A 26,493-nucleotide genomic window follows, 5' to 3' on the forward strand; every position below is an offset into this window, starting at 1 on the left:
TCACACGCGGGATTCCCGCTGATCCGTACGCTCCGTCGGCGATCGATTTGCCGTCGCCGTTACGTAAATTCCAGCGAGCACCAGTCCCATTGCGGCAATTGTCACGCTGCCCACTACCTCGCCCAGGAGCACGACGCCGAGCACAGTTGCACCCACCGGCTCGACGAGGAGTGCAACGCTCACGACCGTCGAGCGGAGATGTTCGAGCGTCCAGTTCACAACGGTATGGCCCAGGAGTCCGGGTCCGAGCGCCATCGCGACGAACAGACCCCACTCCTCTGCGGGGTAGCCGACGAAGGCGCTAGCGTCGACGATCGCACGCAGATGGTCCCCCGAACTGCTTCCCTCCATAACGTCGACGACTGCGGCGCCGTCGATCGCGACGACGACCAGAAGCGTGGAGACGCAAGCGGCGTAGACGACGGTCACGTAGGGGAGGATCGAAATTCGCTGGCGGAGCGATCGACCGACGAGCACGTAGCCGGCGCCGGAGATCGCGCCGACGACGGCGAGTGAGCCACCGAGCAGCGCCGAACCGCCAGCCGGAACCGACGCCCCACTCTGAGCGACCGTCAGGGCACCGGCACCCAGAACGGCGAGCACGATCCCGCCTACCGTCCGTCGATCGACTGGTTCGCCGAGTACCAGCGCAGCACCGATCGCGACGAACACCGGCTGCGTCTGGACCAGCGTTACCGAGGCGGCGACGCTCGTCCACGCGAGACTCTCGAACCACGTGACGAAATGGACGGCCAACGCGATCCCAGCGACGCTCGCGACCACGACGTCGCGTCCGGCGATGCGACCGAATGCATCCCGGTGGCGGCCGATCGCGAACGGTGCGACTGCCAGGAGTGTGAACAGCACGCGATAGAACGCGACCACGTCGCTGGGTGCGTCACTCCAGCGGACGAGAATGGCGCTCCAGGCCACGCCGAACACTGCGACGGCGAGCGCGAGGTGAGCACCGGACCAGGAGCGACCCGTGACGCGTTCGAACACGTCTGGATCGTGATGGCCGGGGGTCTTGCCCGTTGTGGGGCGCAGCGGTCAGCGCCGTTGGCTGACCACGCGTCGCCACTGTACTACCTGGCGTGTGCTATATACCTGGACTGTCCAGCGTGGTCAGTCCTCGAGAAGGGCTCGCGTCTGTCGATGTCTGTAACGGAACGCGGGGGCGAGTCCGGCGACCATCGCTTTCGCTGTGAGCCTGCCGAGAGGTCCGAATGGAAGCTGGTACTCGACGTGGTCCCGTACTATCGTCCCACCATCGTCAGCGTAGAACGCGTGGGTGTGATCCCACTCGGCGAACGGACCGCCGATCATTGAGTCACGGAACAGACCTGCACCGTCCGTTTGCTCGCGCCGCTCGATGATGGAGGTCACGTGCTGGCCAGGTCCGATACCGAACGGGCGGACCGAAAGTTCGATCGAAGAGCCCTCGAACAGTTCTGGAGGGTCAGGCTCGCCATCGGGACCTCGAACAGACTCCACGGTCAGTCCGAACCACGATGGCGTGAGCGCTTCCAGCCCGTCGGTCGTCCCGTGGAACTGCCATACGTCCTCGAAGGGGGCGTGTACGCGGGTTTCGCGTTCGTAAACGGCCACGGAGAGAGACACGTGCCCGGCGGGCAAAATAGCGTCGCTGTCGAGGCTCCGCGCTCCCAGTTCCGGGTTACGCCGACGCGATGGATCGGCAGCTCTCGGCGCACTCCGGGAGAATCTCTGCGCAAGCCTGGCAGTGGTCTGCGTCGTGTTGTTCGCACTCCTCGGCACAGGCTTCGCAAGCGTCTGCGCAGGCTTCGGCCAGCTGTGAGCTGAACTGGGAGTCCCGTGCCATGAACCGAGCGTGGAGCGAGGCGAGGTCCGTGACGTCCCGACAGAGCCGGGCGCACTCCTCCATGTCTTCATCGCCTAGACAGGCGTCTGCACACCACTCACAGATCTCGACGGCTTCGTTACAGAGTTCGATGCAGTTTCGCTGTTCCTCGGTGAGCGTATCGATCTTGGAGACGGTTTCTGCCAGTGACATCGCGTGAACGGTGGGGGTCGTCCCGTTTCGTTATACTGCCTGTAGCGCGAGGTAACGTGCCGTTCGATGCGTCGAGTAGCCCAGGGAATACCGGTAGGGTGTCGCCGTGCCGAATCGTCACCGCGCGGGAATGTGACGAGTTAGGAAGCGAACTCACTCAGATACCTACGTTCCGAGCGGCTGAATCGAGCTGAAATCGAACCGACAATACCGGATCTCGACCGCCGCTAGTCCTGTACGAACGGCCCCGAGCAATCGTACTCTGAAAACCGTGTGCGCTGGATCTCCACGTCGGGTCCGAACGGCGTCTCCTCTTCGTGGAGGCCGTGGAGCTCCACACTCTCCATCTTCACGTCGTGGCTCCGATTCCACTTGCCACAGAGGTAGTTGGAGAAGTAGGACTGGTGGTTCTCGTTGCCCGCGGTGAACATGTTCGCGAGATACTTGCGCCACCGGGCAGTCCCCGCCCGATCCGCCGCGTTCGGCGGCCGATCGAACGTCACGTTACCACCGGTGAACGCGTCGACCGTCTCGCCGTTTGCCAACGTAGCTTCGGCGACGAACCACCGCGTATCCTTGAGCGGATTCGGTGCAAAGAGCTGCCAGGACTGGTCCGTATCCGTCTTGTCGAGCAACGTCTGTCCCTGCTCGGGTGGCTCGGCCGTATACCCCAGTGCATGCGCGTTGGACATGATGATCAACGCGATGAATACGGCCGGAATGATCATCGAGAGGGTCGGGCGAACGCCCGGGATCTCTGCAGGGTAGGGGATCCGAGGGAGACGGTTCAGGGACGCGGTCGGGAGACGACTGGCAACGGACCCCCCTGCTCCAGACACCGAGCGACGAGCGGTGCCGAGCAGGTCAGGACCCCTCGCAGATCCATCCGCGGTGACGAATCGGCTCGCCACTGCCTCGAACCAGTCCCAGATAGGGGCCTGATAGAAGAGGAGGAGGCCAACGACGACGACCAGCGGGAAGATCGCTATCTGCATCGTCACGAGCATACCCAGATGCATTCCCATGAACCCCGTCGCGACCACCGCCCGTGGCCAGCCAGTCAGGACGAACAGGAACGGCGATAACGCCATGAGGAACAGCCACCCCCACGTGAACAGCTTCAACAGTCCGGTGTACTCTGCGAGATACGGTCCGAGAAACACGCTGAACTGGTCCAGATGGAGGATGTAGGCGACGGCTTTCCCCTGGATCCAATCCTGGCCGTTAGTCTTGTGGACGAAGTTCGAGACGTACATGATCACGATCTGTGCGAGGACAGCGAACGTCGCCATCGTGGCGACACTGGATCGTTCGCGATCGATCCGGCGGGCGTCGATCGACCACCGCTCGCCAAGGGGCAGGAAGATGGCCCAGAAGACGAGGAGCCGGAACAGTATGTCCCCGCCGTTGAGCACCATCGGATTTCTGTTGTGCAGGGAAAACAGTAGGAGGAACGAGATGAGCGTCACCGTCCGCGTCCTGTACCCGACGACGAGCGCGACGCCAACGGCCGCGGCCACCACGAAGAGGAGTGCGACCAGCCACCACTCACCCAGCCACGCGTGGAGCGAGTGAACGTCGGTGTAATCCGAGTACAGTGCCTTCGTGGGAAGGACGCCGTCGTTGGTGTAGAAGGCGGTGAAGTCCCTCGTTCGGAGCAATAGATCCAGTACGATCAACGAGCCGAGCCCGATCCTGAACGCTGCGAGCGCCCGCAAATCGATCTCGACGCGTCGCTCGAAGCCGGCCGCGACCGCGTCCAGACCAGCGGTGATTCTCTGGCGCCAATCTGTGGGTTCCGTCGAAGCCATCGAAGGGGACGTGTCCGGATCGTAGACGCGAACCCATTATACCTTTCCGTAAACTACAATTCCGGTTTTCGTCACGGCGGATCGTCGCACCGCGGCATCGATCACGTCGCTCTCACCAGTCGTCTCACGGGTCCCTTTCAGCAGCACGAACGGAATATCGGCGTCGTCGAGCTGTTCGACCGTCCGTCGGACCCCCTCGGCGGGTTCTTCGCCCGGCGACAGCGAACGGAACAGATTGCCGGTGTTAACGACGGCGTCGACGTCGCGGTCGATCACTCGTTGGACGACGATCGGGATGCCGCCGAGGTCGATCGAGTCGTCCTCCGCGTCGCTGCTGGCGAAGGCCATCGAGTCGCTCACGTGGAGCAGTGTCTCGACCATGTGAACAGTTGGCTCCGTCATCGAGTAAAGACAGTCACACCGTACTTGCCAGTCGCTGGCGTGCGGGGATAGAGGAAGAGGGCGAAGAGAGGAGCCAAAAGAAGGTGAAAATTCTTAGCCGCGGAACCCGAGCAGCCGAAGGCCGTTCAGCGAGACGAGAACCGTCGATCCTTCGTGGCCCACGACAGCAAGAGGCAGTGGGATACCCTGGGTGAGGATCGCAACGACCATCACCGCGATGGCACCGAACGCGATCGCGAAGTTTGCGTAGAGGGTCCGCTGCGTCCTGCGGCCGAGTCCTAGCGCGTAGGGCAGCTTCGAGACGTCGTCGGACATCAACACGACGTCGGCAGTCTCGAGCGCGACGTCGGTGCCAGCGCCGCCCATCGCGACCCCGAGGTCGGCCGTCGCGAGGGCAGGGGCGTCGTTGACGCCGTCGCCGACCATCGCCACGGTCTCGTGCTCGGCGACGAGATCGCTGACGCGTTCGACCTTCTGTTCGGGGAGGAGTTCTGCGCCGACGGTGTCGATCCCAAGCTCCGAGGCGACCCGATCGGCGACCTGCTGATTGTCGCCGGTGAGGAGGACGATCTCCTCGACGCCGAGATCGCGAAGTGACTGGATCATCTCCACAGCACCCTCCCGAATCTCGTCGCTGAACGCGAGCCAGCCGAGCACCGTTCGTTCCCCGTTTTCCTCGGCCGTGACGAGGACGCTGGTCTTCCCGTCTTGCTGGAGACCTTCGAGCGCATCGAGCCCCGTCGCTACCCCCTCCGGGTCCGGGCCCTCGAGGCTCTCGTAGTAGCGTGGGTTACCGATGTGGATCGTCCTGTCGTCGACAGTTGCGCTGACGCCTTTTCCGACGATCGCCTGGAACCCGGTCGCCGCCGGAACGTCGAGGTCGCGCTCTTCGGCGGCGTCGACGGTCGCTTCTGCGAGATGGTGTTCGGAACGAGCCTGGACGGCGGCGCAGGTCGCGAGGAGGCGATCCTCCGTGAGCGGGGAGCCAGAGAGCGTCGCATCCTGAACGACCTCGACGTCGGTCAGGCTGGTGTCGCCTTCGGTGAGCGTCCCGGTCTTGTCGAAGGCGACCGCGTCGACGGTGGCGACGCTTTCGACGTGCTCGCCGCCTTTGAAGAGGACGCCCTGTCGTGCGCCGGCCGTGATCGCCGAAAGCACCGCGGCTGGGGTCGAGATCACCACGGCGCACGGTGAGGCAGCGACCATGAACGTCATCGCGCGATAGATCGTCGGGCCTTGCTCGGCACCGAGAGCGAGCGGGATCACCATCGCGGCAACTGTCATGCCAAGTACTGCCAGCACGTAGGGCTGTTCGAGTCGGTCGATGAGCCGCTGCGTCGGTGCACGCTCGCTGTGGGCCTCCTCGACCATGTGGATGAGCCGTGCAATGGCCGACTCGTGGGCCTGACGCGTGACGCGAATTTCGAGGCTCCCGTTCTCTGTGATCGTCCCGCCGAACACCTCGTCTCCCGGCGCTTTCGGCACTGGTACGGATTCGCCGGTGAGCGACGATTGATCGACAGTGCTCTCACCGGAATCCACCACCCCGTCCAGTGGGATACGATCCCCCGGCCGAACGACGATCGTATCGCCGACGTCAACCTGGTCAATCGGGATCGTCACCTCCTCGCCGTCGCGGAGGACCTGCGCGGTCTCCGGACGCATCTGTAGTAGGGACCTGATTGCCCGTCGCGAGCGGCCGGTGGCGTAGTGCTGGAGGGTGTTCGACAGCGAGAACAGGAAGAGGAGCATGGCGCCCTCGAAGGGGGCGCCGATCGCCAGTGCCCCGAGCGCCGCAAGAATCATCAGCAGGTCGATGTCGACCGCCCGCTGACGCAGCACGTCGATGCTGCCGAGGAGCCCGTACCAACCGCCGAAAAGATAGGCGGCGCCGTAGCCGAGCCAGACGACTGCCGCTGGCCCACCGAACCAATGTCCGAGCAGCCCAGTCATCATCCCGATCAGCGTTATTCCCACGAATGTAGCCTCCCGCCGTAGCTTCGCGTCGTCACCAGTGGCTGCGTCGTCGGAATCGGTCCCCGACTGCGCGTCCGACTCCGTCGTCGAGCTATCGGTTCGATGCAGCCCCCGGCGGCGGACGAGCGTCTCGACGTCGGCGGCGGAGAGTATAGAGTCGTCGTAGGTCACGCGGACGATACCGCTTCGGAACGACGCGATCGCGTCGAAGATGCCGGGCTGCTTCTCGAGATGTCGCTCCAGTGCGAGTGACCCGGATTCGCTGCTCCTGGCGCCACTCGGGTCGAATTCGATCGTGCAGTGGGCGGGCGGTCCGCCGTCGAGATCAGCCAGCCGGTGTGCAGTCCGTTCGACTGACCCGTTGCCGTTCGGATCGAAGACGATTCGGCCGGCGTCGGTGTCGAGAACTTCGCGACCGATCCCGTCCTCCCCGGAGTCAGCAGACATGTCGCTGGGAGGGGAATCAGTCATGGAACAACTGACCTTGTCACGAGATTCGCTTTAAAGTGCCGGCCCGAATCACGTGACGCCACGAATGGATTGGTCCCCAGGACGTGGCATCCGAGACGACGTATCGACCACGACGCTGACGTTCAAGGGAACGGGCGAGGAATCGGGAGTATGGACGTGGGCGTCACCGTTGGCGATTCGATCGAGCGACTGAAAGCCGTTGGCGAACCGTTCGACTTTGCGGAGGTCGGTGTCGGCGAGGCACAGCCGTTACCCACCGATGCGGCCGCGCCGGAGCTACGCGAGGCGCTGGCCACCACGAACTGCGATCTCTGCGTTCACCTTCCGTTTCAACAGGTGGTCGCAACGCCCGTCGAACAGCTCAACGACGCGATCGTCGACTACCTCGACGATCTCCTGGCGTGGGCCGGCTCACTCGACGCCGACAAAGCGGTCCTCCACGCGACCGCGCGGAACCCCTACGACACCGATCTGAGACCCACGATCGGCGAGCAGCTCGGTCGCATCGTCGCGGTTGGTGCCAAGTACGACGTCGAGGTCGTCGTCGAGAACGTCGGGCACCAGAAACAGGGCATTCAGCTGTCTGTGCTCGCAGATCTCGCGCGGGACGCCGACGCTCCGGTTTGTTTCGACGTCGGGCATGGATACATGGAAGGGGGTAACGATGCAATCGACCGCTTCCTCTCACGGAATGCCGATCTCGTCTCACACCTTCACGTGCACGATGCACGGGGCCGCGGTGACACGCATATACCGATCGGTGCGGGGGAGATCGATTTCGACGTCGTCGAGGAGCATCTGGAGGGATTCGACGGAACCGTCGCCGTCGAGGTCTTCTCTGACGATCTCCCGTTGTTGCAGGACAGTGCCGAGCGCATAGCGGCAGTCCTGGGCTCGGACTTTTGAGGGCGAAACGCTCCCTGAGATGGAGCTGACGGCTACTGCGCGACGTAGCCGCCGTCGATCACCAGCGTCTCGCCGGTCACGAAAGAGGCGTCCTCCGAGCAGAGCCACACGGCGGCGTCGCCGATCTCGTCCGGAGCGCCGAGCCTGCCGATCGGGGTTGCTGCCTTCACTTGTTCCATCTGCTCGGGATCGTCTTCCTGTGATCGTTGCACCATCGGCGTCTCGATCACGCCGGGGCTGATCGCGTTGACACGGACGCCCTCACCGCTGTACTCGAGTGCAGCGTTTTTCGTCAGTCCGATGACGCCGTGCTTGCTCGCGACGTACGGGCTCAGGTTCGGGAACCCAACGATGCCGGCGATCGAAGACGTGTTGACGATCGAACCGCCTCCTGACTCGAGCATCGCCGGGAGTTCATAGCGCATGCACAGAAACACGCCCTTGAGATTCACGTCGATCACCCGCTCCCAGTTGTCGAGTGGGTGTTCGCCTGCGGGTTCAGACTCGCCCTCGATCCCGGCGTTGTTGAACGCGTAGTCGAGTCCGCCGTAGGTCTCGACCGCCGTGTCGACCATCGCCTCGACGTCGTTTGGATCACTCACGTCGGTGTCCGTGACCGTCGCCTCGCCGCCGGCCTCACGAACGAGATCTGCAGTCTCTGCTGCGCCGTCGGTGTCGACGTCAGCGACGACGACGTTCGCACCCTCTTCAGCGAAGCGCAACGCTGCTTCCCGACCGATACCTGATCCACCGCCCGTTACGATCGTCGTCGAACCGCTGATTCCATTCATTGGAGATTCTCCGGCGCTATCGCGGGAGCGCCAACCCGTGTGAGGGTATAACGTGGCCCAGTGCGATAAAACGGGATCACCATTCTCGACAGGTGGGAGGGACAATGGCGCGATCGGCCCCGGTTACTGGCCGGATAGCGGTCACCTCACAGATCTGCACGTTCGAACCGAACGTAGCCGACGACGAGTGGGACGACGAGCCAGAACGCGAGCATCACGAGACCGAGTTCCGGGGTTTGATAGAACGGTTCCGGTCCGCTCCCGACGTCTCCTGCCGTGCCACCACCGGTATTCTCACCGAGGGAGTCCGCAATATCCGGCAACAGTGCCAGCAGTCCCGAAGAGTACGCGGTCGACGGGGAGACTTGCGTGACGATGTACACCCACGGCGGAAACTCCGAGGGAATCGAGAACCCCTCGACGACGTAGACGATCGCGAGCGGGACCACGTCCCAGATTAGCTCAAAGAGGAGGAAAAAGCCGATTGCGTACGTGGTCGCTCTGGTCGTCGACCCGGTCGTGGCAGAGATACTCACCATGATCACCGCGTAGACGGCCGTGAACAGCAGGGTGAGGCCGACGAACGCGACCAGCGCGTACAGGTCGATCGACCCGATCAGTACAGCGCCGACGAGCAGTCCAACGACGATGCCGATCGACAGCCCCGTCATCAGCACGGCACCTCGCCCGAGAACCTTCCCGACGAAAACTTGCTTCCGGGTAGTCGGTAGGGAGAGCAGGAGTTTGATACTCCCGAGTTCGCGTTCACCGGCGATGGATTTGTAGCCGACGACGATCGCAACGAGCGGAACGAACAGTGCGGTAAATGCGAGCAAGAAGAACACGAGTCCGCCGAAGGTCGCCTCGGCCTCACCACCGAACAGTTCGGGAGCTTCCGTGTATCCATAGGCCGTGATCACGGAGAAGACGAGGAAAGTCAGGACGAGCGCCCAGAGTGCCCGTGACTGAATTGCGTCCCGGAAATCCTTCCGGGCTACTGTGAGGGAGCTCACATCCGATCTCCCTGGTTGCCGGTGGTATAACGCGCGAACAGGTCCTCAAGTGAGGCCTCGATGACCTCGAAATCCTCGATGGGACCGACCGCATCGTCGATCGATTCGAGCACTCGAAACTTGGATCGACCAGTCACGGAGAGCCGAACGCGCCCGTCTTCGATCGCTGCACCCGATACCCCCTCGATGCTCTGTACGCGTTCGACGGTGGTCTGATCGACGTGCCCGACGCTGACCACGAGTATTTCGCCGGTTTCGGTTGCGTCGCGGAGTCCGTCGATCGAGTTTTCGGCGACGAGATGGCCCTCGTTGATGATCCCGACCCGGTCACAGACCGCTTCGACTTGCTCCATAATGTGACTCGAGAAGAACACAGTCGTCCCCCGGTCGTTCTCGGCCTGGATGATCTCGCGCATCTCGCGAGCGCCGTTGGGATCTAGCCCAGTGGACGGTTCATCGAGAATGAGCAGGTCGGGGTCGCCGACCAGTGCCATCGCGAGGACGAGTCGCTGGCGCATCCCTTTCGAGTAGCCACCAGCCCTTCGGTCGGCAGCCCCGGCGACGCCCGTTCTGTCGAGGAGTGCGACCGGATCGTCGTCGACGCCCTTCATCTCACAGGCGAAGCGAACGTGCTGGCGCCCTGTGAGGCGATCATAGACGTGGTACGCATCGGGGAGGACGCCAGTCCGTTGCCGCACGGTCCGTCCCTCCGTCTGGGCATCGTGGCCCATGACCGAAACTGCTCCCGAACTCGGTCTGACGAAGTCGAGAAGGATGTCGATCGTCGTCGACTTGCCTGCACCGTTGGGTCCGAGAAATCCGAATATCTCTCCGTCTTCGATAGTGAGATCGAGATCGTCGACGGCGAGGACGTCGCCGAACCGTTTGCTAAGGTTCGAACACTCGATGGCTGCCATGCTCGAAATCCGCGTAGCCATGAAAAAAGGTATGAAGCCGTTACTGACGGGTGTGTAGATGCCCAGTTCGTGAGCTGCGGGTTTGGCAACCGGGATCGGGGTCGCTGCAAGACTGATCCGGCGTGGTAGAGCGTCCTCTACGCCAGTGGCTCTGGGGTAATCACAGCAGGTAGAACAGCGGAAAGAGGAACACCCACACGATGTCGACGAAATGCCAGTAGAGTCCGAAATACTCGATCGGGCGCGGATCGTCGAGATATGCGCCGTTCCACGACCGCCAGAGTAGGAACCCAGCGACGAACATCCCCAGAATGACGTGAATCCCGTGGAGCCCGGTCGTTACGAAGTATGTCGACGCCTCGATGGAGCTGTCCCAGTAGACGCCGTGTGCGAACTCCTCGCTCCACTCCCACCCCTTGATTCCGAGGAAGACGAATCCCAGCACGAGCGTCGCTCCCAGCGAGGCGACCACTCCGGCTTGTCGCTCGCGTCTGGCGTACTCGAGTGCGAGCACGACAGCGAAGCTGCTCGTCAGGAGAACGAACGTGTTCACCAGGCCCGGTATCGCGGACGGCGGCACCGTCTCCCAGGCGTTCCAACCGAGATTGGCCCGGGCGAAGACGTAAGAACCAACGATCGCCCCGAAGACCATCACGTCCGAGGCGAGGAACACCCACATGCCCAGTTTGGTTTTCCCGACGCCGTCGAACGGCCACCGCGCAGCGACTGGCGACTCCGGCGCGTGGAACTCTTCGAGACCGAACTGGAGTGCGCCGTACGTGGTCACGAGGAACCCCGCAATGCCGACCACTGCTGCATCGAGCATGCTCCGTTGTGCGAGTGCGATGCCGAGGAACAACAGCCCCGTCCCAACCGCCGCAACCACGGGCCAAGGGCTGCTATGGCTGGGGTGCTCCCGGGCACTCTCGATCGCCGGCTTGTCGGCGGACTGTGCCGCACCGCCGTCTGGAGCGGCTCGGCTCACGAACTCGAGGCTCCCTGAGGTGTACGTCGGCCGACCGGGCCAGTTCTCGAGTGGCGGTGGCGACGCAGTTGCCCACTCCGCGGTCCGCACGTACTGCCAGGGACTGCCCTCGACCTGATCGCCTGATCGAATGCTCTTCGCGAAGTTGTAGAACATGAGCAGGAAGGAGCCGCCAAGCAAGAACGCGCCGATCGTCATGACCTGATGCCACTCGGTCAGGCCTGGAGCGTAGTCGAACACCCGCCGCGGCGTCTCCCAGCCGACGAACTGCGCGCCGAAGGCAAGATTGAACCCCAGGAAATACACCGCGAAGTGCAGCTTCCCGAGGAACTCGTCGTACATCCGCCCGGTCATTTTCGGGAACCAGTAGTAGAGTCCGCCGATGAGTGCGGTGCCACCGCCGCCGAGCATGATGTAGTGGAAATGTGCGACGACCCAGTACGTCCCCCGGAACTCGTAGTCGAGGACGACTGCACCGAGGAACACGCCCGTAATACCCCCGGGAATCAGCAGAATGAGCCCGCCGAGGGCGAACAGGAACGGCGTGTGGAAACGGATCTTTCCCCTGACGAGCGTGTAGATTAGCGAGAAGACAATGAGGTCGAATGGCAGCGATATGCCTATCGACGTCGCCATGAACAGCGTCTTCATCTCGAGGTTGATCGTCGTCAGGAACATGTGATGCATCCAGACGAGGAAGCTCTGGAGCGCGATGAGAATCATCGCGAGGATCACCCATTTTCGCCCGACCACCCGCCGGCCAGAGAACGTCTGGAACATCTCGAACATGAGCCCCAGCGGCGGGAAAAAGACGATATAGACCTCCGGATGGCCGAAAAACCAGAAGAGGTGCCCCCAGAGCAGGGAGCCACCGGGTCCCTCACCCACGAAGAAGAGCGTCCCCAGCACGCGATCTGAGCCGAGGAGAAGCAACGCGGCGAGAAGCGTCGCGAAGGCGAACAGCATCATCCACACGGTGAGGAGCCAGGTCCAGGTGAACAGCGGCACGTTGAGCAGCGAGAGCCCCTCCGCGCGGCAGTAGTGAATGGTGGTGATGAAGTTCACCGACGCGATCGTCGAGGAGAGCATGAGTATCGCGAGCGCGGCCACGGTCACCGTCCCGCCGATCGCTGGCGTGTACATCGGGAGATTCAGCGGCGCGTACATCGTCCAGCCAGTGGCCAAGGTGGTGCCGATCAGGAACGAGCTCAGATAGACCAGCAACGAGACGAAGTACAGCCAGTACGACAGCGCGTTCAGTCTGGGGAATGCGAGATCGTCGGCGCCAATCTGCAATGGGACGAAGTAGTTCGCGAATCCTGCAGCCAGGGGAGTGATGAACCAGAAGATCATCAACAGCCCATGGCCGGAGACGACCTCGTTGTACTGGATACCGGTGAGAAACAGTTCGCCAGCCGTCCAGAGCTGCGTCCGAAAGAGCAGCGCCATCAGGCCGCCGAAGACGAACACGTACAGCGACGTAACGATATAGAGGATGCCGACGTCTTTGTGGTTGGTCGAGGTCAGCCAGCGCCGGGCAGTCGATCGTGGCGGTAGCTCGTCGCTCATGGAGATTCACCTCGTCGTCGCTCGCCGAAGAGAGCCGAACTCGCCCCTGTTCGGAACGGGCGGGGAGGGCGAGAGGGTCTGGGACCCACAACGGCCTGGCAGCACTGTATGGCCAGAGCGATGCCATCGCGACGGCGAACGTTCACGGCGCCTATTCCAACGTCAACGGCCAAATAACGGCGTTGCCAGCTACTGGCCACCTCTTTGGCGTAGCTTGCGGCTCCACTCGGTACGCGCGATCATTCGGTCGGTACGCCGATCTGATCGGTCGCTCGAAGCTATACCGCGGCCCAGTATCACATCCATTGTTGCTGGTAAGCCCTGCGTCCTCGCCACAATACGTTCTCTGCGCTCTGCTACGGTGACCGTATCTATGGACAACGCACGTGCTACTAATTGGCGTGCTCGCCCAATTACGACGGCGTGTACGAAACCATCCTTCTGGCGACAGACGGCAGTGGCTCGGCGACCAGAGCAGTGACGCACGCGCTCGAACTCGCCCAGCAGACCAGTGCGGAGCTCCACGCACTCTACGTCGTCGACACCGAGCGTTTCGCGGAGCCGGCCCTTAGCAGCGCCGAGCTCGCGACCAACGAGATCGAGGCCTGGGGGCAGGAACAGCTCGACGAGGTCGCGCACCGCGCCGAGTCGCTCGGCATCGACGTTCTCACGCGCTGTTCGCACGGGCGGCCGTCGGACGAGATCGTCGAATACGGTGACGCCATCGACGCGGACATGATCGTCGTCGGCTACCAGGGCCACTCACACTCCGACCCCAGCCACCTCGGGCGGGTCACCGACCGAGTCGTCTCGAATGCGGGGCGACCCGTGTTCGTCGTCTGAGATCGCGTGAACGACAAACGAGGGCAGGGCGGCTTCGCAGATCGTCAGGCAGACGGTAGAGCGCTCGGGACGGCGCTCGTGGATCGGGGACACTCGCCAACGTCGTTCTCCGCAGTCGGCCAGTTTTACGAGGACCTCAGGGAGACCTCCGGCGAGGCCGCGATCGCGTTGCTCGATGCCACGTAGCGTCGGTTCGTTCTCCAGACGCTCCCGTACGGGGACCGATTGATACGGGTGGAACCCCTACACAATGTCGGAGCGATCCCCATGCCCCACACCATCGAACTCGACGACGACGTCTGGGAGCGAATCGACGACTACCGCGAGGAGGGCGAATCCCACGCTGAGTTCATCGAGGAGCTCCTCACCGTCTACGAGACCGAGGGTACGTTCCTCCAGGAAGGATACTCGGAGTAACGCAGTAGTACAGCCCTCAGTCGACACGGAGTCCGGTCAGTGAATCGGGGTCGAGTCGGACGAACGCGAAGGTAATCTCCTCTATCGGTGCGTCGAACGCGTCGACGAGTGGAATGTTGACCCGGTCCAACCCCGCCAGGGACTCGTTGGAGACCGACGCTTCGTCCGTGGATACGAGCGTCCCTCGAGCGACGACGCTCCAGTGACCGTCACCGTCGTCTCCGTGAACGACGACACTCGCCGACCGGCCGTCGACCTCTCCTTTCGTGCTCCCTGGTCGAGTGGAGAGCCGGAAGTAGAACACCTCCTCGACTGGGTCGAACCCGTAGGAGACGGGCACGGCATGTGGCGCATCGGATCCATCCGTCGAGAGCGAGAGGACACCCACACCACCGGTACCGAGCACTGCTGACCGGTCCTCGGCCGTCATCTCCGCTGGAGCGTCGGGAACCATACCACGTCCTTCGGCCCGAACTGCAAAAAGTGGGTCGTCGATCCGAAACGACATGTGCGCATGGCCAGACTGTTCTCTGTATGGGGATCACCCGGTCGCCACAAGTGTTCAGTTCCGGGACGGCTCGTCGGCGTTTCTTCTTTCACGCCGTCGTCGCGGCGGTCGTAGTACTTGCGGCCGGATTGCTCGTCGTCGATCGATTCGAGTTCCTGCTCGATCCCGACGACGCCCGGGAGTTCGTCGCCAGTTTCGGCGTGTTCGCACCGCTCGCGTTGATCGTCCTCCAGGCGCTGCAGGTACTCATTGCGCCGATCCCGGGGCAGGTGCTCGCCATTGTCGCTGGCTATCTCTTCGGCGCCTGGTTGGGGACGTTCTACAACATGATCGGTATCGCGATCGGGAGCACTGCGGCGTTCTGGCTCTCCCGTCGGTACGGCCGCTCCTACGTCGAAGAGATCGTCCATCCCGAAATCGTGGAAACCTTCGATGCAATCGGAGAGGATAACGTTCTCGCGACGCTCTTCGTTCTCTTTCTGATTCCGGGGTTGCCCGACGACGTGCTCTGTTTCGTGGGCGGACTCACGAACCTGAAGCTACGGAAGCTCGTCGCAGTTGCGCTCGTGGGTCGGGCGCCAGGATTCTTCCTGATCAACGTCTTCGGCGATCGACTCGGCAGCGGCGATTTCGTCGGTGCAACGATGCTCGCAGTAGTCTTGCTCGGGGCATCAGTACTCGGCTACGTCTACCGCGGCCGGCTGCTGTCGATCCTCCGAACCGACGATTCGGCGTCGTAGATCCACGGGGAGCACGAGGGAATCGATGCGCGTCTCAGATCACGTGTTCCGGATCGTGTTCGTTCGCCATCCGCGTCGCTTCGTCCGCGTACCGCTCTCGCAGTTCTGGATCCTCGACGGGCCCGAGATTGTCGGGCTCCGCGTCCACAGCCGCAGTCGTGTCCCGAACGTCGTTGAACGACGTTAGCGCACGCTCTTTGCGGAAATACTGCTCACCGTCCGGGGTCGCATAGGTGAGTATCACCAGGTTCTGCTCGTCGTCAGAGTAGGTTCGTTCCACCAGCCAGACTCGTACGGCGTCGTCCGCTTCGGTCATCGGGTGGTGGTTCACCTACCATCATCAATAAACTGGGGGCGGATCTACCAAGACACCGATTCGGGACCAGAGAGGTCACCGTCGGATGCCGTCGTCGGTCCGAGCCAGCGGCCCTCAACATCGACGAACGTCCACCGATTCCGATTCGGGACAAACTCTAATCGGTGCGCACTGCATTGTCGACTCGATGGCGCACGTCGAACGGATCGACGCCTACCCGGTGAAAGGGCTCGATCGCTGCCCCCTGGCCCGGGCGAAGATCCTCGAGGGCGGCACACTCGAACACGACCGGGAGTACGCGATATACGACGGTGACGGCGACGTCGTCAACGGAAAGCGAACGCCGCTCGTGCACGACGTCGAGACGGCCTACGATCCCGACGAAGGAGCGCTCACTGTAGGCGGCCCAGCAGTCGATGGGCTCGCCCAGCAGTTCGAGTTACCGGCCGAATCGGAGGGTGCCGCCGAGCTATTCGGATCCATCTTCTCTGTGGACTGCACGCTGGAACGGAACGACACAACCGGATTCGTCGACCGTCCGGAGATGGGGCCCTCGGTGATCAGCACCGCGACCCTCGAAACGGTCGCGTCCTGGTTCGACGGCGTATCTCTGGACGGCGCTCGACGGCGTCTCCGTGCGAACATCGAGATCGGTGGCGTTCCAGCCTTCTGGGAGGATCGTCTCGTCGGCGAGGCCGCACCGGCGGTCCGTATTGGAGACGTTCGCATCGAGGGGGTCACTCCCTGTGGCCGGTGTGTCGTGCCGAGTCGCGATCCTGACGGTGGGGAGGCGATCGAAGGGTTCCAGCAGCGATTCGTCGAGAAACGCCAGGAGACGTTCCCCGACTGGGCCGACTCCGCGGCCTTCGATCACTTCTACACCGTGATGGTGATCGCGTCCGTCGACGACGCGGATCGCGGCGACTCCATCACCGTCGGGGACGACGTGGAACTCATTGCGGCGGATGCGTAGACCGAGTGTCCTCAAACGAACGAAGAAGCGGACGGTACAGCACCACTGCTCAAAAACGAAGACTCGAACTTACCGTCGCAGGAAGCCAAACAGCCGGTAATCCCGGTCGGGCGTGTACCGGCGGAAGAGGAGGCTGTTCGTGAGCACCGACACCGAGGAGATTGCCATCGCTGCAGCAGCGAAGACGGGCTGGAGCAGCCCGAGTGACGCGAGCGGGATCATCGCGGTGTTGTAGCCGAGCGCCCAGACGAGGTTCTGCTTGATCTTCTGAAGGGTCGCCTCCGAGATCCGGATCGCCTTCACGACGTCGAGCGGATCGTCGCGCATTAGCGTGACGTCCGCAGCCTCGATTGCGACGTCCGTTCCGGAGCCAATCGCCGTCCCGACGTGAGCTACTGCGAGTGCGGGAGCATCGTTGACGCCGTCACCGACCATCATCGCCTTCCGGCCCCCGGACTGGATCGACTCGACTGCGTCGGATTTGTCCTCCGGCAGGACCTCCGCCCGAACGTTGTCGGGGTCGATGCCGACCTCGCTCGCGACTGCACGGGCCGTCCGCTCGTTGTCGCCGGTGATGAGCATCACGTCGAGGCCGCGATCCTGGAGTGCGGCGACGGCGTCGCTCGCGGACTCCTTGATCGTGTCCGAGTCGGCGAGCACGCCAGCAAGCCTGCCGTCGATCTCGACGTACATCGCCGTCTTGCCCTCGGACTCGAGGCGATCCATCGTCTCCTCTGCACCACTGACGTCGACGTCGTCGCTCTCCATCAGTCGATGATTGCCTACGCTGACCTCGTGCCCGTCGACTGTGGCAGTCACGCCCTGACCGGCGACGTTCTCGAACGACTCGGGATCGGTGACGTCCAGATCGCGGTCGCGTGCCCCCTCGACGATCGCCTGGCCGAGTGGGTGTTCGCTTCCGCTCTCGGCGCTCGCAGCGAGCCGGAGCAGTTCGTCCTCGTCGACTGACGACCGATCTTCGGCTTCTCCGGCGACCGCACCGCCGTCCGGAGCGGCCCCGTCGTCCGCTCCGTCGGCCATCGACTCCGCCGTGACGACGTCCGTCAGCTGCATCTCGCCCGTGGTCAGCGTCCCGGTTTTGTCGAAGACGACGGTATCGACGTCTTTCGTACGTTCGAGGACGTCCCCGCCCTTGAACAGGACGCCGTTTTTCGCGCCAAGCGTGCTCCCGACCATCGTCGCGGCGGGCGTCGCGAGCCCGAGTGCGCAGGGGCAGGCGATCAGCACCGCGGAAGCGAAGACGACGACTGCGAACTCGAAGGTACCGAGGGACTCGGGACCGCCACCCACGAGATCCCAGACGGGTAGTGCACCGACGAATCCGCCGACGAGATCTGGCAAGAGGAACCAGAGAGCACCCCAGAAGAGAGCGTTTCCGATCACGATCGGAACGAAGTACGCGGAGATGCGGTCCGCGAGATTCTGAATCTCGGGCTGGCGGGACTGCGCGTCCTTGACGGTCTCGACGATCTGCTGGAGCGCCGTGTCCTCGCCCACCTTGGTCGCCTCGACGATCAGCACGCCGTTCTCGTTGATCGTCGAGCCCACGACCTCGTCTCCGTCTGATTTCTCGACGGGAACGGACTCGCCGGTGACCATCGACTCGTCGACGGCCGACGATCCATCGACCACGACGCCGTCGGTGGGAATCTGTTCGCCGGGACGGATTTTCATGCGATCGCCAACCTCGACGTCTTCGAGTGGCACCTCCTCTTCGTTGCCGTCCTCGTCGACGAGGGTCGCCGTGTCGGCCTCCATCTCGAGAAGCTGTCGCAGGGCGTCGCTGGCCTGGCCCTTCGAACGGGCCTCGAGGTAGTTCCCGAGCGTGATGAACACGAGAATGAGCGCGGCAGTGTCGAAGTAGAGGCTCCCCGCGATCAGGCCGAGGAGGACGACGACGCTGTAAACGTACGCCGTCGAGGAGCCCATCGCGATGAGCACGTCCATGTTGGCGCGACGGTTGTTGACGAGCGCGTTGTAGGAGTTCCTGTAGAACGGCCGTCCGAGTACGATCTGGACCGGCGTCGCGAGCGCGAACTCGAGCCAGCCGAACTCGACGCCGAACAGCGTCTCGGGGACGAAACTCCCGCCGAGAACGAACCGATCGAATAGGAAGAGCAGGAACGGTATGGAGAGCGCCGCTCCGAACAGCGTCAGCCGTAGCTGTTTGCGAATCTCTGCGTCTCGAGCGGCGTCGGCGCTGGATCGCCCGTCGTCGGCGGCTCCCCCATCCTCGGCACCGTCGCCGGCCTCACCTAATTCACCACCAGCATGGCTACTGGACTCACGGACCGGCGAGTAACCAGCGCCTTCGATGGCGTCGTAGAGGTCCTCAGGGTCGGCGTCGTTGGGATTGTAGCGGACCGACGCTTCGTCCGTGGCGTAGTTCACGTCGACGTCGACGACACCAGGAACGGAGCCCAGCGCGTCCTCGTTGGTGTCCGCGCAGTTCGCACAGCTCATGCCGGTGATCGCGATCGAGCGGGACTCGTCGACGGCGCCGTAGCCAGCCGCATCGATCGCGTCGTAGATCTCCCCGAGCGCGACGGCGTCGGGATCGTACTCGACGGAGCCCTCGTCGGTGGCGTAGTTGACGTCGGCGCGCTCGACGCCGTCGAGTGACTCGACGCGCTCGGTGATGGTCTGCGAGCAGTTCGCGCAGCTCATCCCGGTAATCGTGAGGTGCGTAGTCCTATTCGTCATTGCTAGCTAATAGGGGTTCCTCCTTTAGGCACGTTGTCCCTCGAAATCCAAACTACTAGTGGACCCGAATCTCGCGTTCGAAGCGATTCAGGCCTCTTCGGCGATCCGATCGTGACGCTCCACGAACTGTGAGCGACAGGAAGAACAACAGAAGTGGTACCGATCACCGTCGATTGTCTCTTGCTCCCCCTCGCTGTCGACGGTGTTGCCACACTCGGCGCACGCAAGCGCGAAGGCGGTACCACCGATCGACGGGGTCCAGTTCACCTCGTCGAGCAGCGTAACGTCGACGGTCACTGTCCCGAGATCGAGTCGGTCGTCGAGCCACTCTCGGACCGATCCCTCTGGAGGACGCGCGATGAACGTGAGGTCGCCAGCAGCGGTCACGAACACGTGCTCGACGGCGTCTGCACTGGAGAGATCCTCCTGCAGCCGCTCCACCGATTCACCACCGTCAGAGACCTGGACGAGCACTGGCGAACCGCCACGGATCTGTGACCGGTCGAGGTCGACGGTGAACCGTTCGATCACGCCGGCCTCGCGGAGTCGATCGACGCGATCGGAGACCCCAGGCCCGGACATCCCAACCTGGTCGGCGATCTCGCTGTACGGTCGACGTGCGTCCTCGCCGAGCAGTTCGAGGATCTCGAGATCAGTATCGTCGAGTTCGTGCACACAGCGAGGTTCGACCTCGTGCCACATAGATCTATGGCAGTCCAGTTTCGAGAGCAAGGAAGATTCCCCTCACCACTTGGAATCAAAATTCGGTATCGTGGCAGTTCGATCGGGCCACAGTCCACTGTCGATCCAGTTCAGTCCGCGCTCTTGCTGACGTCCAGCGGCGGTAGCTGTGCCTCGATCTCCTCGCGGCGGTCCTCGAGCCACTCCGGGAGGACGAGATGCTCCCCCAGTTCATCGAGCGGTTCGTCGACGGTGTAACCGGGCTCTTTCGTTGCAAACTCGAAGAGAACACCGCCAGCGGTCCGGGCGTAGACCGATTCGAACCACTTGCGGTCGATGATCTCTGTCGGGCGAAGACCATGATCCTGCAGGATCTCGCGCCACTCCGCCTGCTCCACGCTAGCTACCTGGAACGCGACGTGGTGAACTGTCCCTGCTCCCTGCGTTCCTGCCGATCGCGACTCGTCCTCGACAACTTCGACGACGTATCCGAGGTCGCCGCCGGCCACGAATCGCTGCCGTTCGTCTTCTGTCTCGCCGGGCTCGAAGCCCATCGTCTCGAGGAGATTTTTCGTTGCTCGGCCGCGAGCAAGCGCTAGCGAGACGCCGTAGAACCCCCGAATTGCGTGCTCATCGGGGACTGGACCGTCCGGGAGATCGCCGGCAATCGCGTCGTCGCGAGCGACCAGTTCGAGGGGAAGTCCATCTGGATCGTCGAAGGCGAGGACGGTGTTACCGAAACGCTCGCTTGGCCCCGTAACCTCGACGTCCGCCTCGTCGAGCCGATCCGTCCAGTAGTCGACGGAATCGCCGGGAATCAGGAACTGCGTGGTCGAGACCTGACCGTTCCCGATCGTCCCGGAGCGGGCGTTGGGATGCGGGAAGAAGGTCATACTGGTCCCCGGAGATCCGCCGTGGTCGCCGTAGAACAGATGGTACGTGCCGGCGTCGTCCTGATTCACACTCCGTTTCACGAGACGGAGGCCCAGCGTTTGCGTGTAGAACTCGAGGTTTCGTCCAGGGTCGCCAGCGATGGCCGTCACGTGGTGAATCCCAGGAATATCGGTTGGCATGAGTTGTATCAGGCGTCGGACGACGTTAACGGTGTGGCCGTTGCCGCTTTCGTCGCGCCAGGGAGCGCGATCCTCGAGAGACTCGGCGTGGATAGGCGACGTGGATACGCCACCCATCCCAGCAATTTCCGACCGAGCACCGCGATTGGCTGATCTCAACGACGGGCTACGATTCGATGCCGAGAATCCCTCGCGCCGAATTTGGGCTGGCAACTGGCCGCCCCAGCGGATCTGCCATATCGACGACGCTTCACTCCTCGCCGAAGGAGCCGAACGTTTGCTCGGCGTCAGCCGGCACGTCGAAGTCGTGGTAGTGCTCGCCCATCTCTTCAGAGAGGACATTGAGGGCAGCCGATGCACCGTCGCCTGCGGAGATGACGGCCTGCCACTCCTCGGCGCGGACCATCGCACCCGTCGCGTACGCGCCCTCGACGCTGGTCTCCATCGTCACGTCGACGTCGACGACGTCCCCGTCGAACTCGCATCCAAGCGACTCCGCGAGATCGCGATTTGCGCCCGTCGCCAGGACGACGTAATCGCCCTCGTGCAGTTCGCCGTCGTCTGTCTCCACGTCGAATCCGTCGCCGGTGTCGGAGACAGAGGCCACCTCGACGCCCTGCTTGCGCTCGACGCCGAAGCTGTCGACCTGCGTCCGGAGCGTCTCCATGAACGCGGAGCCGTCGACCGAGCCGACGCCTGGATAGTTGAACAGATGCGCCTTGTGCATCCACGTCTCGTCGGTGTCGAAGACCGTTGCCTCGAGGCCATTCTTCTCGGCGAACAGTGCAGCGGTGAGCCCGGCTGGGCCGCCTCCGACGACGATTACGTGCGTCATGACTCGAGAATGGGCTGTCAATGCTATAGACGTTTGCCACGGCGAAGACGGTGGGGGCGAGCTCGTTTCCTGGGACGAAACGAAGGGTGTAAGCAGGATCTAGACGACGTCTTCGACCTCGATCCAGGGGACCTCGATCAGCGGTGGAATCGGCGTCTCGATGTGGTGCTCCCAGACGCCCTGTTCGCCGAAGGCCTCGCCGTGATCTGCCGTGACGACGACGTCGCCATCGAGCTCGGGAATCAGCTCCACGACGGAATCGAGTGCGATCTCGAGGTTGCGGTCGTAGTGGTCGAACGCCGCCTCCCGAGTGCCCGAGCGGAGGAGATTCCGCTTGTCGAGTTCGAGCCACATACCCACTTTCTGCGCGAAGGAGTTGCCGTCCAGTGCCGACTCGACCGTGGGACGAACACGGTCACTGATACGCTCGATGACGCCGGGCTCCGCGTCGTCGGCCCGTTCCCCCTGTGCTTCGAAGGCTTCCTTGATCGTCGAAAGCTTGCCACCTGTCCCCCTGTCCAGATATGGTGCGTGGGGCTGCATGTAATGTAACACGACTCGCTCGGCGTCCTCTGCAAGCTCGCGGTGCGTGGCCAGCGACTCGGCGAGTGCGTCCGGTGGCACCGTGCCGAGATCGTCGTCCCAGCCGTCCTGCCAGACGTCGATCACGTCTTCGATGTGGTCCGTCGCCGTCCAGGGGTAGTCACAGCTAGCGCCCCATTTGAGTTCGTTGAGGGGGATTCCGAGCCCGTTGATGAACGGATTGCTCGAGAAGTAGGCGATGTCGTGATCTCCGGTGAAGGTCCGATATGCCCACTCTGGCGTCGAGGAACCGGGGCTGAGGAACTTCTGTAGGTTCCCGACGAAATACTCCTCGTAGTGGGCCTCGAAACGATCGAATCGGCACGCGTCGAGGACGATGCAGTAGTCCCAGTCACGTTCGAGAAATCGCTGTGCTGGGAGGGCATCGTCCAAATCAGCCATGGAAATCGCTTCGAAGAGGGGTCACAAAAGGTATTCGTATCGGTAACTACCCGGGACATCGTGACGATGGTCGTCCCGGCCGACCGCAGAGCTGTCACCACGGCCAGAACGTTTAGACCGCAAAATCGTCAACGTCCCTCTGTGACGCTTGAGTCCTTCGTGGACGAGCTCCCCGAGCAGGATCGAACGCTCGTGGTGCTCAACAGGACCGAGCCCGAGCAGGTAACGTCGCTTCTCGGGGCGACGTTCCCCGAGCGGGACGTTCCCACGATCGAGCGCGAAGCCGCCGATGCGGAGACGGATCTCCTTTTGCTCGTCGAAGACGGGACCGTCGTCGCTCGATCTCCGATGGCAGAGATCGGGGATCATCTGTTGTACGTCAACTCGGATATCTATCGGACTGGGACGCGGGAGCTAGAGGACGTCGTCATTCCGGAGGTGCTCATGGCGATGGACGAACACCCGTTTCGTCTGCGCGGGTACCCGGAATCTGACCGGGAGAAGCTCGTGTTGATCGCTATTTCCAGGCTGATCGAACGCCGTGCCTGGGAAGCAGGAGACGGTACGCTCCGGGCGTCTTTCCAGGAGCTCGGTCGCATTCAGGACGAAATAGGTACTCGCAAGGTGTACGAATCACTCGTCGACACGGATCTCGACGTGCACCTCTATGGCACCGCCGAGGACTTGCCTCCCAAGGACCTCCGCGGGATCGTCCACGCTGGCGAAACAGAGGACTTCCGACGAAGCTGGTTCGTACTGTTCAATCCACCCGACGGGACCGACGGTTCGATCGCTCTCGTCGCGTACGAGATCGAACCGCGGACGTGGAGCGGATTCTGGACGTACGATCCCGTCCGCGTCCAGCGAATCGAGCGATATATCGAACGTACACTGTGAGAGCAACTGAGAGGCTACTCTCACGTCCGATAGCCCAGACGCTGGGATCACTCAACCATACCTTTATTCCGTTCTCGCGCTTACTATCTGGTAATGTCCCCGAGTAGAATCAAGCGGGCGCTGAGTCGAGCACGGTACGCAGCGATGGGCGCGGCGATCGGTGGTGGCCTCGGTGGTCTCTTCAGCCGAAACGCAGCCAGTTCCGGAGCCGCACTCGGTGCAATGGTTGGCGCTGCCTTCGGTGAGACGCGCCTCTCCGCGCGCGAACGCATCGACGACGTGAAAGAACGAAGTTCGAGCCGCGTCAGCGGACTGCGATCCTCGTCCTCCTCGGACTGATCATGTCACCCTGATCGGTTCGTTCGTGCGAATGTTTCATCTTCGAGCAGCCACGCATAGGATCCCAACTGTGCTGCTGCGCTATCAGTCGCGCTTCGTACAGAACGATAGTGAGAGACGTGAACTATCTCAGTCCAGAAACCGCGACTGGAGGTCACCTTCCGGCACCATGCAGCGGTCTTTCTTGCCGAACCACCGATACCGGCGCTCGGCGACCACGTCGTACCACCAGTTCCGGAACCGACGGGGGACGAACCGGAACGGCCACCCCAGGCGGTAGGGGAGGCCGAGATGGTAGCCGATTCGCAGAATTGCGTCCGACTTGACGTAGGCCGTATCGCCCTCGATCAGGACGATTGATTCGAGGGCGTTCGGATCCACGTCGTGATCAGCCAGTAGATCGTCGGCGACGTCGGACTGGAGTGACGCGAACGCGAACGTTCCGTCCGGATCTCGGGGGACGACGAACTGGACGAACCCACTGCAGAGATTGCAGACCCCATCGAAGAGAATGACGTGTTGCTCGGTCGTGGGATCCGCCGTCATCGGCTGAAACGAGGTGACTCGGTCGGTTGAGTGTTGCGATGGCCCGGACGTGATCGATGGCCAGAGGCAGTTCGTACCATTGGAACTGAGTGAAATGAGACTGACAGGGTCGAAATCTTCACTCGGCGATCCGCGCCCACGACGCTGGCCGACCAGGGAGCCGGGACTACGATTCTGGTCCGGAACCAGGGGATGGATCCACTGAGTGACGAGCCTACCACGATGGTAGCAGCTATCGAAACACGAACGCGTCCGTAGCTACCCCTCCGCCGGTTCGGGAGCCCGCGAATCGTTTGAATCGACGACCGCCTGCTTCCAGGTGCCACGAAGGAACCACGGCACTGCTACCAGCGTCCCGAGGATGTGGCCCATCGTCATCCCGACCCAGATGCCGGTGGCACCCCAACCCGCGACGATCGCGAGATAGTACACTGTTGGCACTCTGGCGACCCACAGCGTGACGAACGAAATCCCCAGAGCGGTGCGGGTGTTGCCCGCACCGCGGAACCCGCCGAGGATTACCTGCATCACGCCGATGAACAGGAACTCCACTGAGCGGATCCGGAGATACTCCGTGCCCAGCCGGATCGACTCCGCGGTGTGCTCGGTGTCCGCACCGAGGACGGCCTTCACGATCGGCTCGGGGATGAGCACCGCCACCACTGCGACCAGCGCCATCACCCCGCCGGCGACGCCGACGCCGAGCCAAACGGCTTTGGCCGCGCGATCGGGCTTGTTCGCGCCGAGGTTCTGCCCGACCATCGTGTTCGTCGCGCGCCCGACGCCCATCGCTGGGAGGAAGACCAGCGAGACGAGGCGGTTACCGACGCCGTACGCAGCTGCGACCGGCGGGCCAAACTGCGCAACCATGACGGTCAGCGTGACCATTGCGACGGCGGCCATCGACTGCTCGAGCGCACTCGGGACGCCGATCCGGAGGATCTGGCGGATGACATCCAGATCGAAGGGGAGATCCTTGCGAGTGATCGCCGGGCCGCGATTCGTCCGGAAGAGGACGTAGAGACCCGCGATCGTGGCGAGCCCGCGTGCGCCCATGGAGGCGATCGCGGCGCCAACAATCCCGAGCTCCGGGGCGGGTCCGAGCCCGAAGATGAGGATCGGGTCTGCGACGACGTTCAGCGCAACTGAGCCAACCATGATCCGCATCGGCGTCCGGGTGTCGCCGTAGCCCCGCATGAGCGCCGAGAAGACGAAGAAGCCGAAGATAGCGGGCAGCCCAACGAAGAGGACCTTCAGGTACGCCGCCATCTGCGGGACGACCTCCTCGCCGGTCTCGGCGTCCGTTGGGAGGAACCCCAGCGCCGGATCCACGATGAGAAAGCCCACGATCGCGAGTCCCACCGACAGCGTCCCCACGAACGCCAGCGTCTGGCCGGCCACCCTCCCCGCCGATCGCTCCCCCTCTGCACCTGTGTACTGCGCGACGAGGATCGAGCCGGCAGTGGTGAATCCGCCAGCTACGGAGATGATCAGGAAGAGCAGGGGAAAGGCGAGGCTGATCGCAGCGACCGACGTCGGATCGTACCAGCCCAGATAAATCGTGTCCGCGATGTTGTAGGTGACCTGCAGGAGCTGGATGATGACGATCGGCCACGCCAACCGGAAAAGCGGGCGAGCCAGCCCACCGCCTGTCAGATTCTCGCGGTTCGACTGTCGCGACACACCGTCCAGCTACCGAGGGTTCGGGTATGAAAGTAGTGGGAGGTGTGGGGACCAGACACA

27 protein-coding genes are annotated in these 26,493 nt (G+C 63.0%); 8 read left to right on the forward strand and 19 right to left on the reverse strand.

Annotated elements, in window-relative coordinates; genetic code table 11:
* The 6 genes from MXF70_RS11335 to MXF70_RS11360 form a co-directional block, all read right to left on the reverse strand.
* Complete coding sequence (locus tag MXF70_RS11335; protein ID WP_248515746.1) at positions 1 to 1,002, reverse strand: DMT family transporter; 1,002 nt, start codon at positions 1,000 to 1,002, stop codon at positions 1 to 3.
* Positions 1,003 to 1,125: 123 nt separating this feature from the next.
* Positions 1,126 to 1,608: an SRPBCC family protein gene (locus MXF70_RS11340; protein ID WP_248515747.1), complete on the reverse strand. Its 483-nt coding sequence runs from the start codon at positions 1,606 to 1,608 to the stop codon at positions 1,126 to 1,128.
* Positions 1,609 to 1,675: 67 nt separating this feature from the next.
* Positions 1,676 to 2,032 (reverse strand): four-helix bundle copper-binding protein, encoded by a 357-nt coding sequence (locus MXF70_RS11345; protein WP_248515748.1) that lies wholly within the window; start codon positions 2,030 to 2,032, stop codon positions 1,676 to 1,678.
* 227 nt (positions 2,033 to 2,259) lie between these two features.
* Positions 2,260 to 3,843 carry an HTTM domain-containing protein gene (locus tag MXF70_RS11350; RefSeq protein WP_248515749.1) on the reverse strand — a complete coding sequence of 528 codons (1,584 nt, stop codon included), beginning with the start codon at positions 3,841 to 3,843 and terminating at the stop codon, positions 2,260 to 2,262.
* Between the two features lie 36 nt (positions 3,844 to 3,879).
* Positions 3,880 to 4,224: a metallophosphoesterase family protein gene (locus tag MXF70_RS11355; protein WP_248515750.1), complete on the reverse strand. Its 345-nt coding sequence runs from the start codon at positions 4,222 to 4,224 to the stop codon at positions 3,880 to 3,882.
* Positions 4,225 to 4,338: 114 nt separating this feature from the next.
* On the reverse strand, positions 4,339 to 6,693 hold the full coding sequence (locus tag MXF70_RS11360; protein WP_248515751.1) for a heavy metal translocating P-type ATPase: 2,355 nt from the start codon (positions 6,691 to 6,693) through the stop codon (positions 4,339 to 4,341).
* Positions 6,694 to 6,843: 150 nt separating this feature from the next.
* Here MXF70_RS11360 and MXF70_RS11365 point away from each other — a divergent pair, with 150 nt between their 5' ends.
* Positions 6,844 to 7,599 (forward strand): sugar phosphate isomerase/epimerase family protein, encoded by a 756-nt coding sequence (locus MXF70_RS11365; RefSeq protein ID WP_248515752.1) that lies wholly within the window; start codon positions 6,844 to 6,846, stop codon positions 7,597 to 7,599.
* 32 nt (positions 7,600 to 7,631) lie between these two features.
* On the opposite strand, the gene MXF70_RS11370 is transcribed toward MXF70_RS11365, so the two are convergent.
* From MXF70_RS11370 to MXF70_RS11385, 4 genes are all read right to left on the reverse strand, one after another.
* The gene (locus MXF70_RS11370; RefSeq protein ID WP_248515753.1) at positions 7,632 to 8,390 is read right to left on the reverse strand and encodes an SDR family oxidoreductase; all 759 of its coding nucleotides are present in this window, start codon (positions 8,388 to 8,390) and stop codon (positions 7,632 to 7,634) included.
* 146 nt (positions 8,391 to 8,536) lie between these two features.
* Entirely contained in the window at positions 8,537 to 9,403 is an 867-nt protein-coding gene (locus MXF70_RS11375) for an ABC transporter permease subunit (RefSeq protein WP_248515754.1), read from the reverse strand.
* On the reverse strand, positions 9,400 to 10,320 hold the full coding sequence (locus MXF70_RS11380) for an ABC transporter ATP-binding protein (protein ID WP_248518395.1): 921 nt from the start codon (positions 10,318 to 10,320) through the stop codon (positions 9,400 to 9,402). The genes MXF70_RS11375 and MXF70_RS11380 overlap by 4 nt, the downstream gene beginning before the upstream one ends.
* A gap of 160 nt (positions 10,321 to 10,480) precedes the next feature.
* Positions 10,481 to 12,874 carry a cbb3-type cytochrome c oxidase subunit I gene (locus tag MXF70_RS11385; RefSeq protein WP_248515755.1) on the reverse strand — a complete coding sequence of 798 codons (2,394 nt, stop codon included), beginning with the start codon at positions 12,872 to 12,874 and terminating at the stop codon, positions 10,481 to 10,483.
* Positions 12,875 to 13,297: 423 nt separating this feature from the next.
* Here MXF70_RS11385 and MXF70_RS11390 point away from each other — a divergent pair, with 423 nt between their 5' ends.
* From MXF70_RS11390 to MXF70_RS11400, 3 genes are all read left to right on the forward strand, one after another.
* Entirely contained in the window at positions 13,298 to 13,717 is a 420-nt protein-coding gene (locus tag MXF70_RS11390; RefSeq protein ID WP_248515756.1) for a universal stress protein, read from the forward strand.
* A 6-nt stretch (positions 13,718 to 13,723) separates the two neighbouring features.
* Positions 13,724 to 13,903, forward strand: coding sequence for a hypothetical protein (locus MXF70_RS11395; RefSeq protein WP_248515757.1), 180 nt, complete (start codon positions 13,724 to 13,726; stop codon positions 13,901 to 13,903).
* An 81-nt stretch (positions 13,904 to 13,984) separates the two neighbouring features.
* Complete coding sequence (locus MXF70_RS11400; RefSeq protein WP_248515758.1) at positions 13,985 to 14,134, forward strand: DUF7557 family protein; 150 nt, start codon at positions 13,985 to 13,987, stop codon at positions 14,132 to 14,134.
* A 16-nt stretch (positions 14,135 to 14,150) separates the two neighbouring features.
* On the opposite strand, the gene MXF70_RS11405 is transcribed toward MXF70_RS11400, so the two are convergent.
* Complete coding sequence (locus tag MXF70_RS11405) at positions 14,151 to 14,588, reverse strand: pyridoxamine 5'-phosphate oxidase family protein (RefSeq protein WP_248515759.1); 438 nt, start codon at positions 14,586 to 14,588, stop codon at positions 14,151 to 14,153.
* 80 nt (positions 14,589 to 14,668) lie between these two features.
* Here MXF70_RS11405 and MXF70_RS11410 point away from each other — a divergent pair, with 80 nt between their 5' ends.
* Positions 14,669 to 15,382, forward strand: a complete 714-nt coding sequence (locus MXF70_RS11410) for a TVP38/TMEM64 family protein (RefSeq protein WP_248515760.1) — start codon at positions 14,669 to 14,671, stop codon at positions 15,380 to 15,382.
* A gap of 34 nt (positions 15,383 to 15,416) precedes the next feature.
* On the opposite strand, the gene MXF70_RS11415 is transcribed toward MXF70_RS11410, so the two are convergent.
* Positions 15,417 to 15,698: a DUF7967 family protein gene (locus MXF70_RS11415; protein ID WP_248515761.1), complete on the reverse strand. Its 282-nt coding sequence runs from the start codon at positions 15,696 to 15,698 to the stop codon at positions 15,417 to 15,419.
* 187 nt (positions 15,699 to 15,885) lie between these two features.
* On the opposite strand from MXF70_RS11415, the gene MXF70_RS11420 reads away from it, so the two are divergent.
* The gene (locus tag MXF70_RS11420; protein ID WP_248515762.1) at positions 15,886 to 16,671 is read left to right on the forward strand and encodes an MOSC domain-containing protein; all 786 of its coding nucleotides are present in this window, start codon (positions 15,886 to 15,888) and stop codon (positions 16,669 to 16,671) included.
* Positions 16,672 to 16,740: 69 nt separating this feature from the next.
* Here MXF70_RS11420 and MXF70_RS11425 read toward each other — a convergent pair whose 3' ends face one another.
* The 5 genes from MXF70_RS11425 to MXF70_RS11445 form a co-directional block, all read right to left on the reverse strand.
* Positions 16,741 to 19,395 (reverse strand): heavy metal translocating P-type ATPase, encoded by a 2,655-nt coding sequence (locus MXF70_RS11425; RefSeq protein WP_248515763.1) that lies wholly within the window; start codon positions 19,393 to 19,395, stop codon positions 16,741 to 16,743.
* An 87-nt stretch (positions 19,396 to 19,482) separates the two neighbouring features.
* Complete coding sequence (locus MXF70_RS11430; protein ID WP_248515764.1) at positions 19,483 to 20,070, reverse strand: AsnC family transcriptional regulator; 588 nt, start codon at positions 20,068 to 20,070, stop codon at positions 19,483 to 19,485.
* 137 nt (positions 20,071 to 20,207) lie between these two features.
* On the reverse strand, positions 20,208 to 21,149 hold the full coding sequence (locus tag MXF70_RS11435) for a ring-cleaving dioxygenase (protein WP_248515765.1): 942 nt from the start codon (positions 21,147 to 21,149) through the stop codon (positions 20,208 to 20,210).
* Between the two features lie 250 nt (positions 21,150 to 21,399).
* The gene (locus tag MXF70_RS11440; RefSeq protein WP_248515766.1) at positions 21,400 to 21,984 is read right to left on the reverse strand and encodes an NAD(P)/FAD-dependent oxidoreductase; all 585 of its coding nucleotides are present in this window, start codon (positions 21,982 to 21,984) and stop codon (positions 21,400 to 21,402) included.
* Positions 21,985 to 22,083: 99 nt separating this feature from the next.
* The gene (locus tag MXF70_RS11445) at positions 22,084 to 22,968 is read right to left on the reverse strand and encodes a hypothetical protein (protein WP_248515767.1); all 885 of its coding nucleotides are present in this window, start codon (positions 22,966 to 22,968) and stop codon (positions 22,084 to 22,086) included.
* A gap of 141 nt (positions 22,969 to 23,109) precedes the next feature.
* Here MXF70_RS11445 and MXF70_RS11450 point away from each other — a divergent pair, with 141 nt between their 5' ends.
* Both MXF70_RS11450 and MXF70_RS11455 read left to right on the forward strand, forming a co-directional pair.
* Positions 23,110 to 23,865: a DICT sensory domain-containing protein gene (locus MXF70_RS11450; protein WP_248515768.1), complete on the forward strand. Its 756-nt coding sequence runs from the start codon at positions 23,110 to 23,112 to the stop codon at positions 23,863 to 23,865.
* A gap of 93 nt (positions 23,866 to 23,958) precedes the next feature.
* Positions 23,959 to 24,204: a hypothetical protein gene (locus MXF70_RS11455; RefSeq protein WP_248515769.1), complete on the forward strand. Its 246-nt coding sequence runs from the start codon at positions 23,959 to 23,961 to the stop codon at positions 24,202 to 24,204.
* Between the two features lie 129 nt (positions 24,205 to 24,333).
* On the opposite strand, the gene MXF70_RS11460 is transcribed toward MXF70_RS11455, so the two are convergent.
* Positions 24,334 to 24,750 (reverse strand): thiol-disulfide oxidoreductase DCC family protein, encoded by a 417-nt coding sequence (locus MXF70_RS11460; RefSeq protein ID WP_248515770.1) that lies wholly within the window; start codon positions 24,748 to 24,750, stop codon positions 24,334 to 24,336.
* Positions 24,751 to 25,008: 258 nt separating this feature from the next.
* Positions 25,009 to 26,433, reverse strand: coding sequence for an MATE family efflux transporter (locus MXF70_RS11465; protein WP_248515771.1), 1,425 nt, complete (start codon positions 26,431 to 26,433; stop codon positions 25,009 to 25,011).
* Positions 26,434 to 26,493 lie beyond the last annotated feature (60 nt).

It is taken from the genome of Salinarchaeum laminariae (assembly GCF_023204835.1).
In the GTDB taxonomy this organism is placed as follows: domain Archaea; phylum Halobacteriota; class Halobacteria; order Halobacteriales; family Salinarchaeaceae; genus Salinarchaeum; species Salinarchaeum laminariae.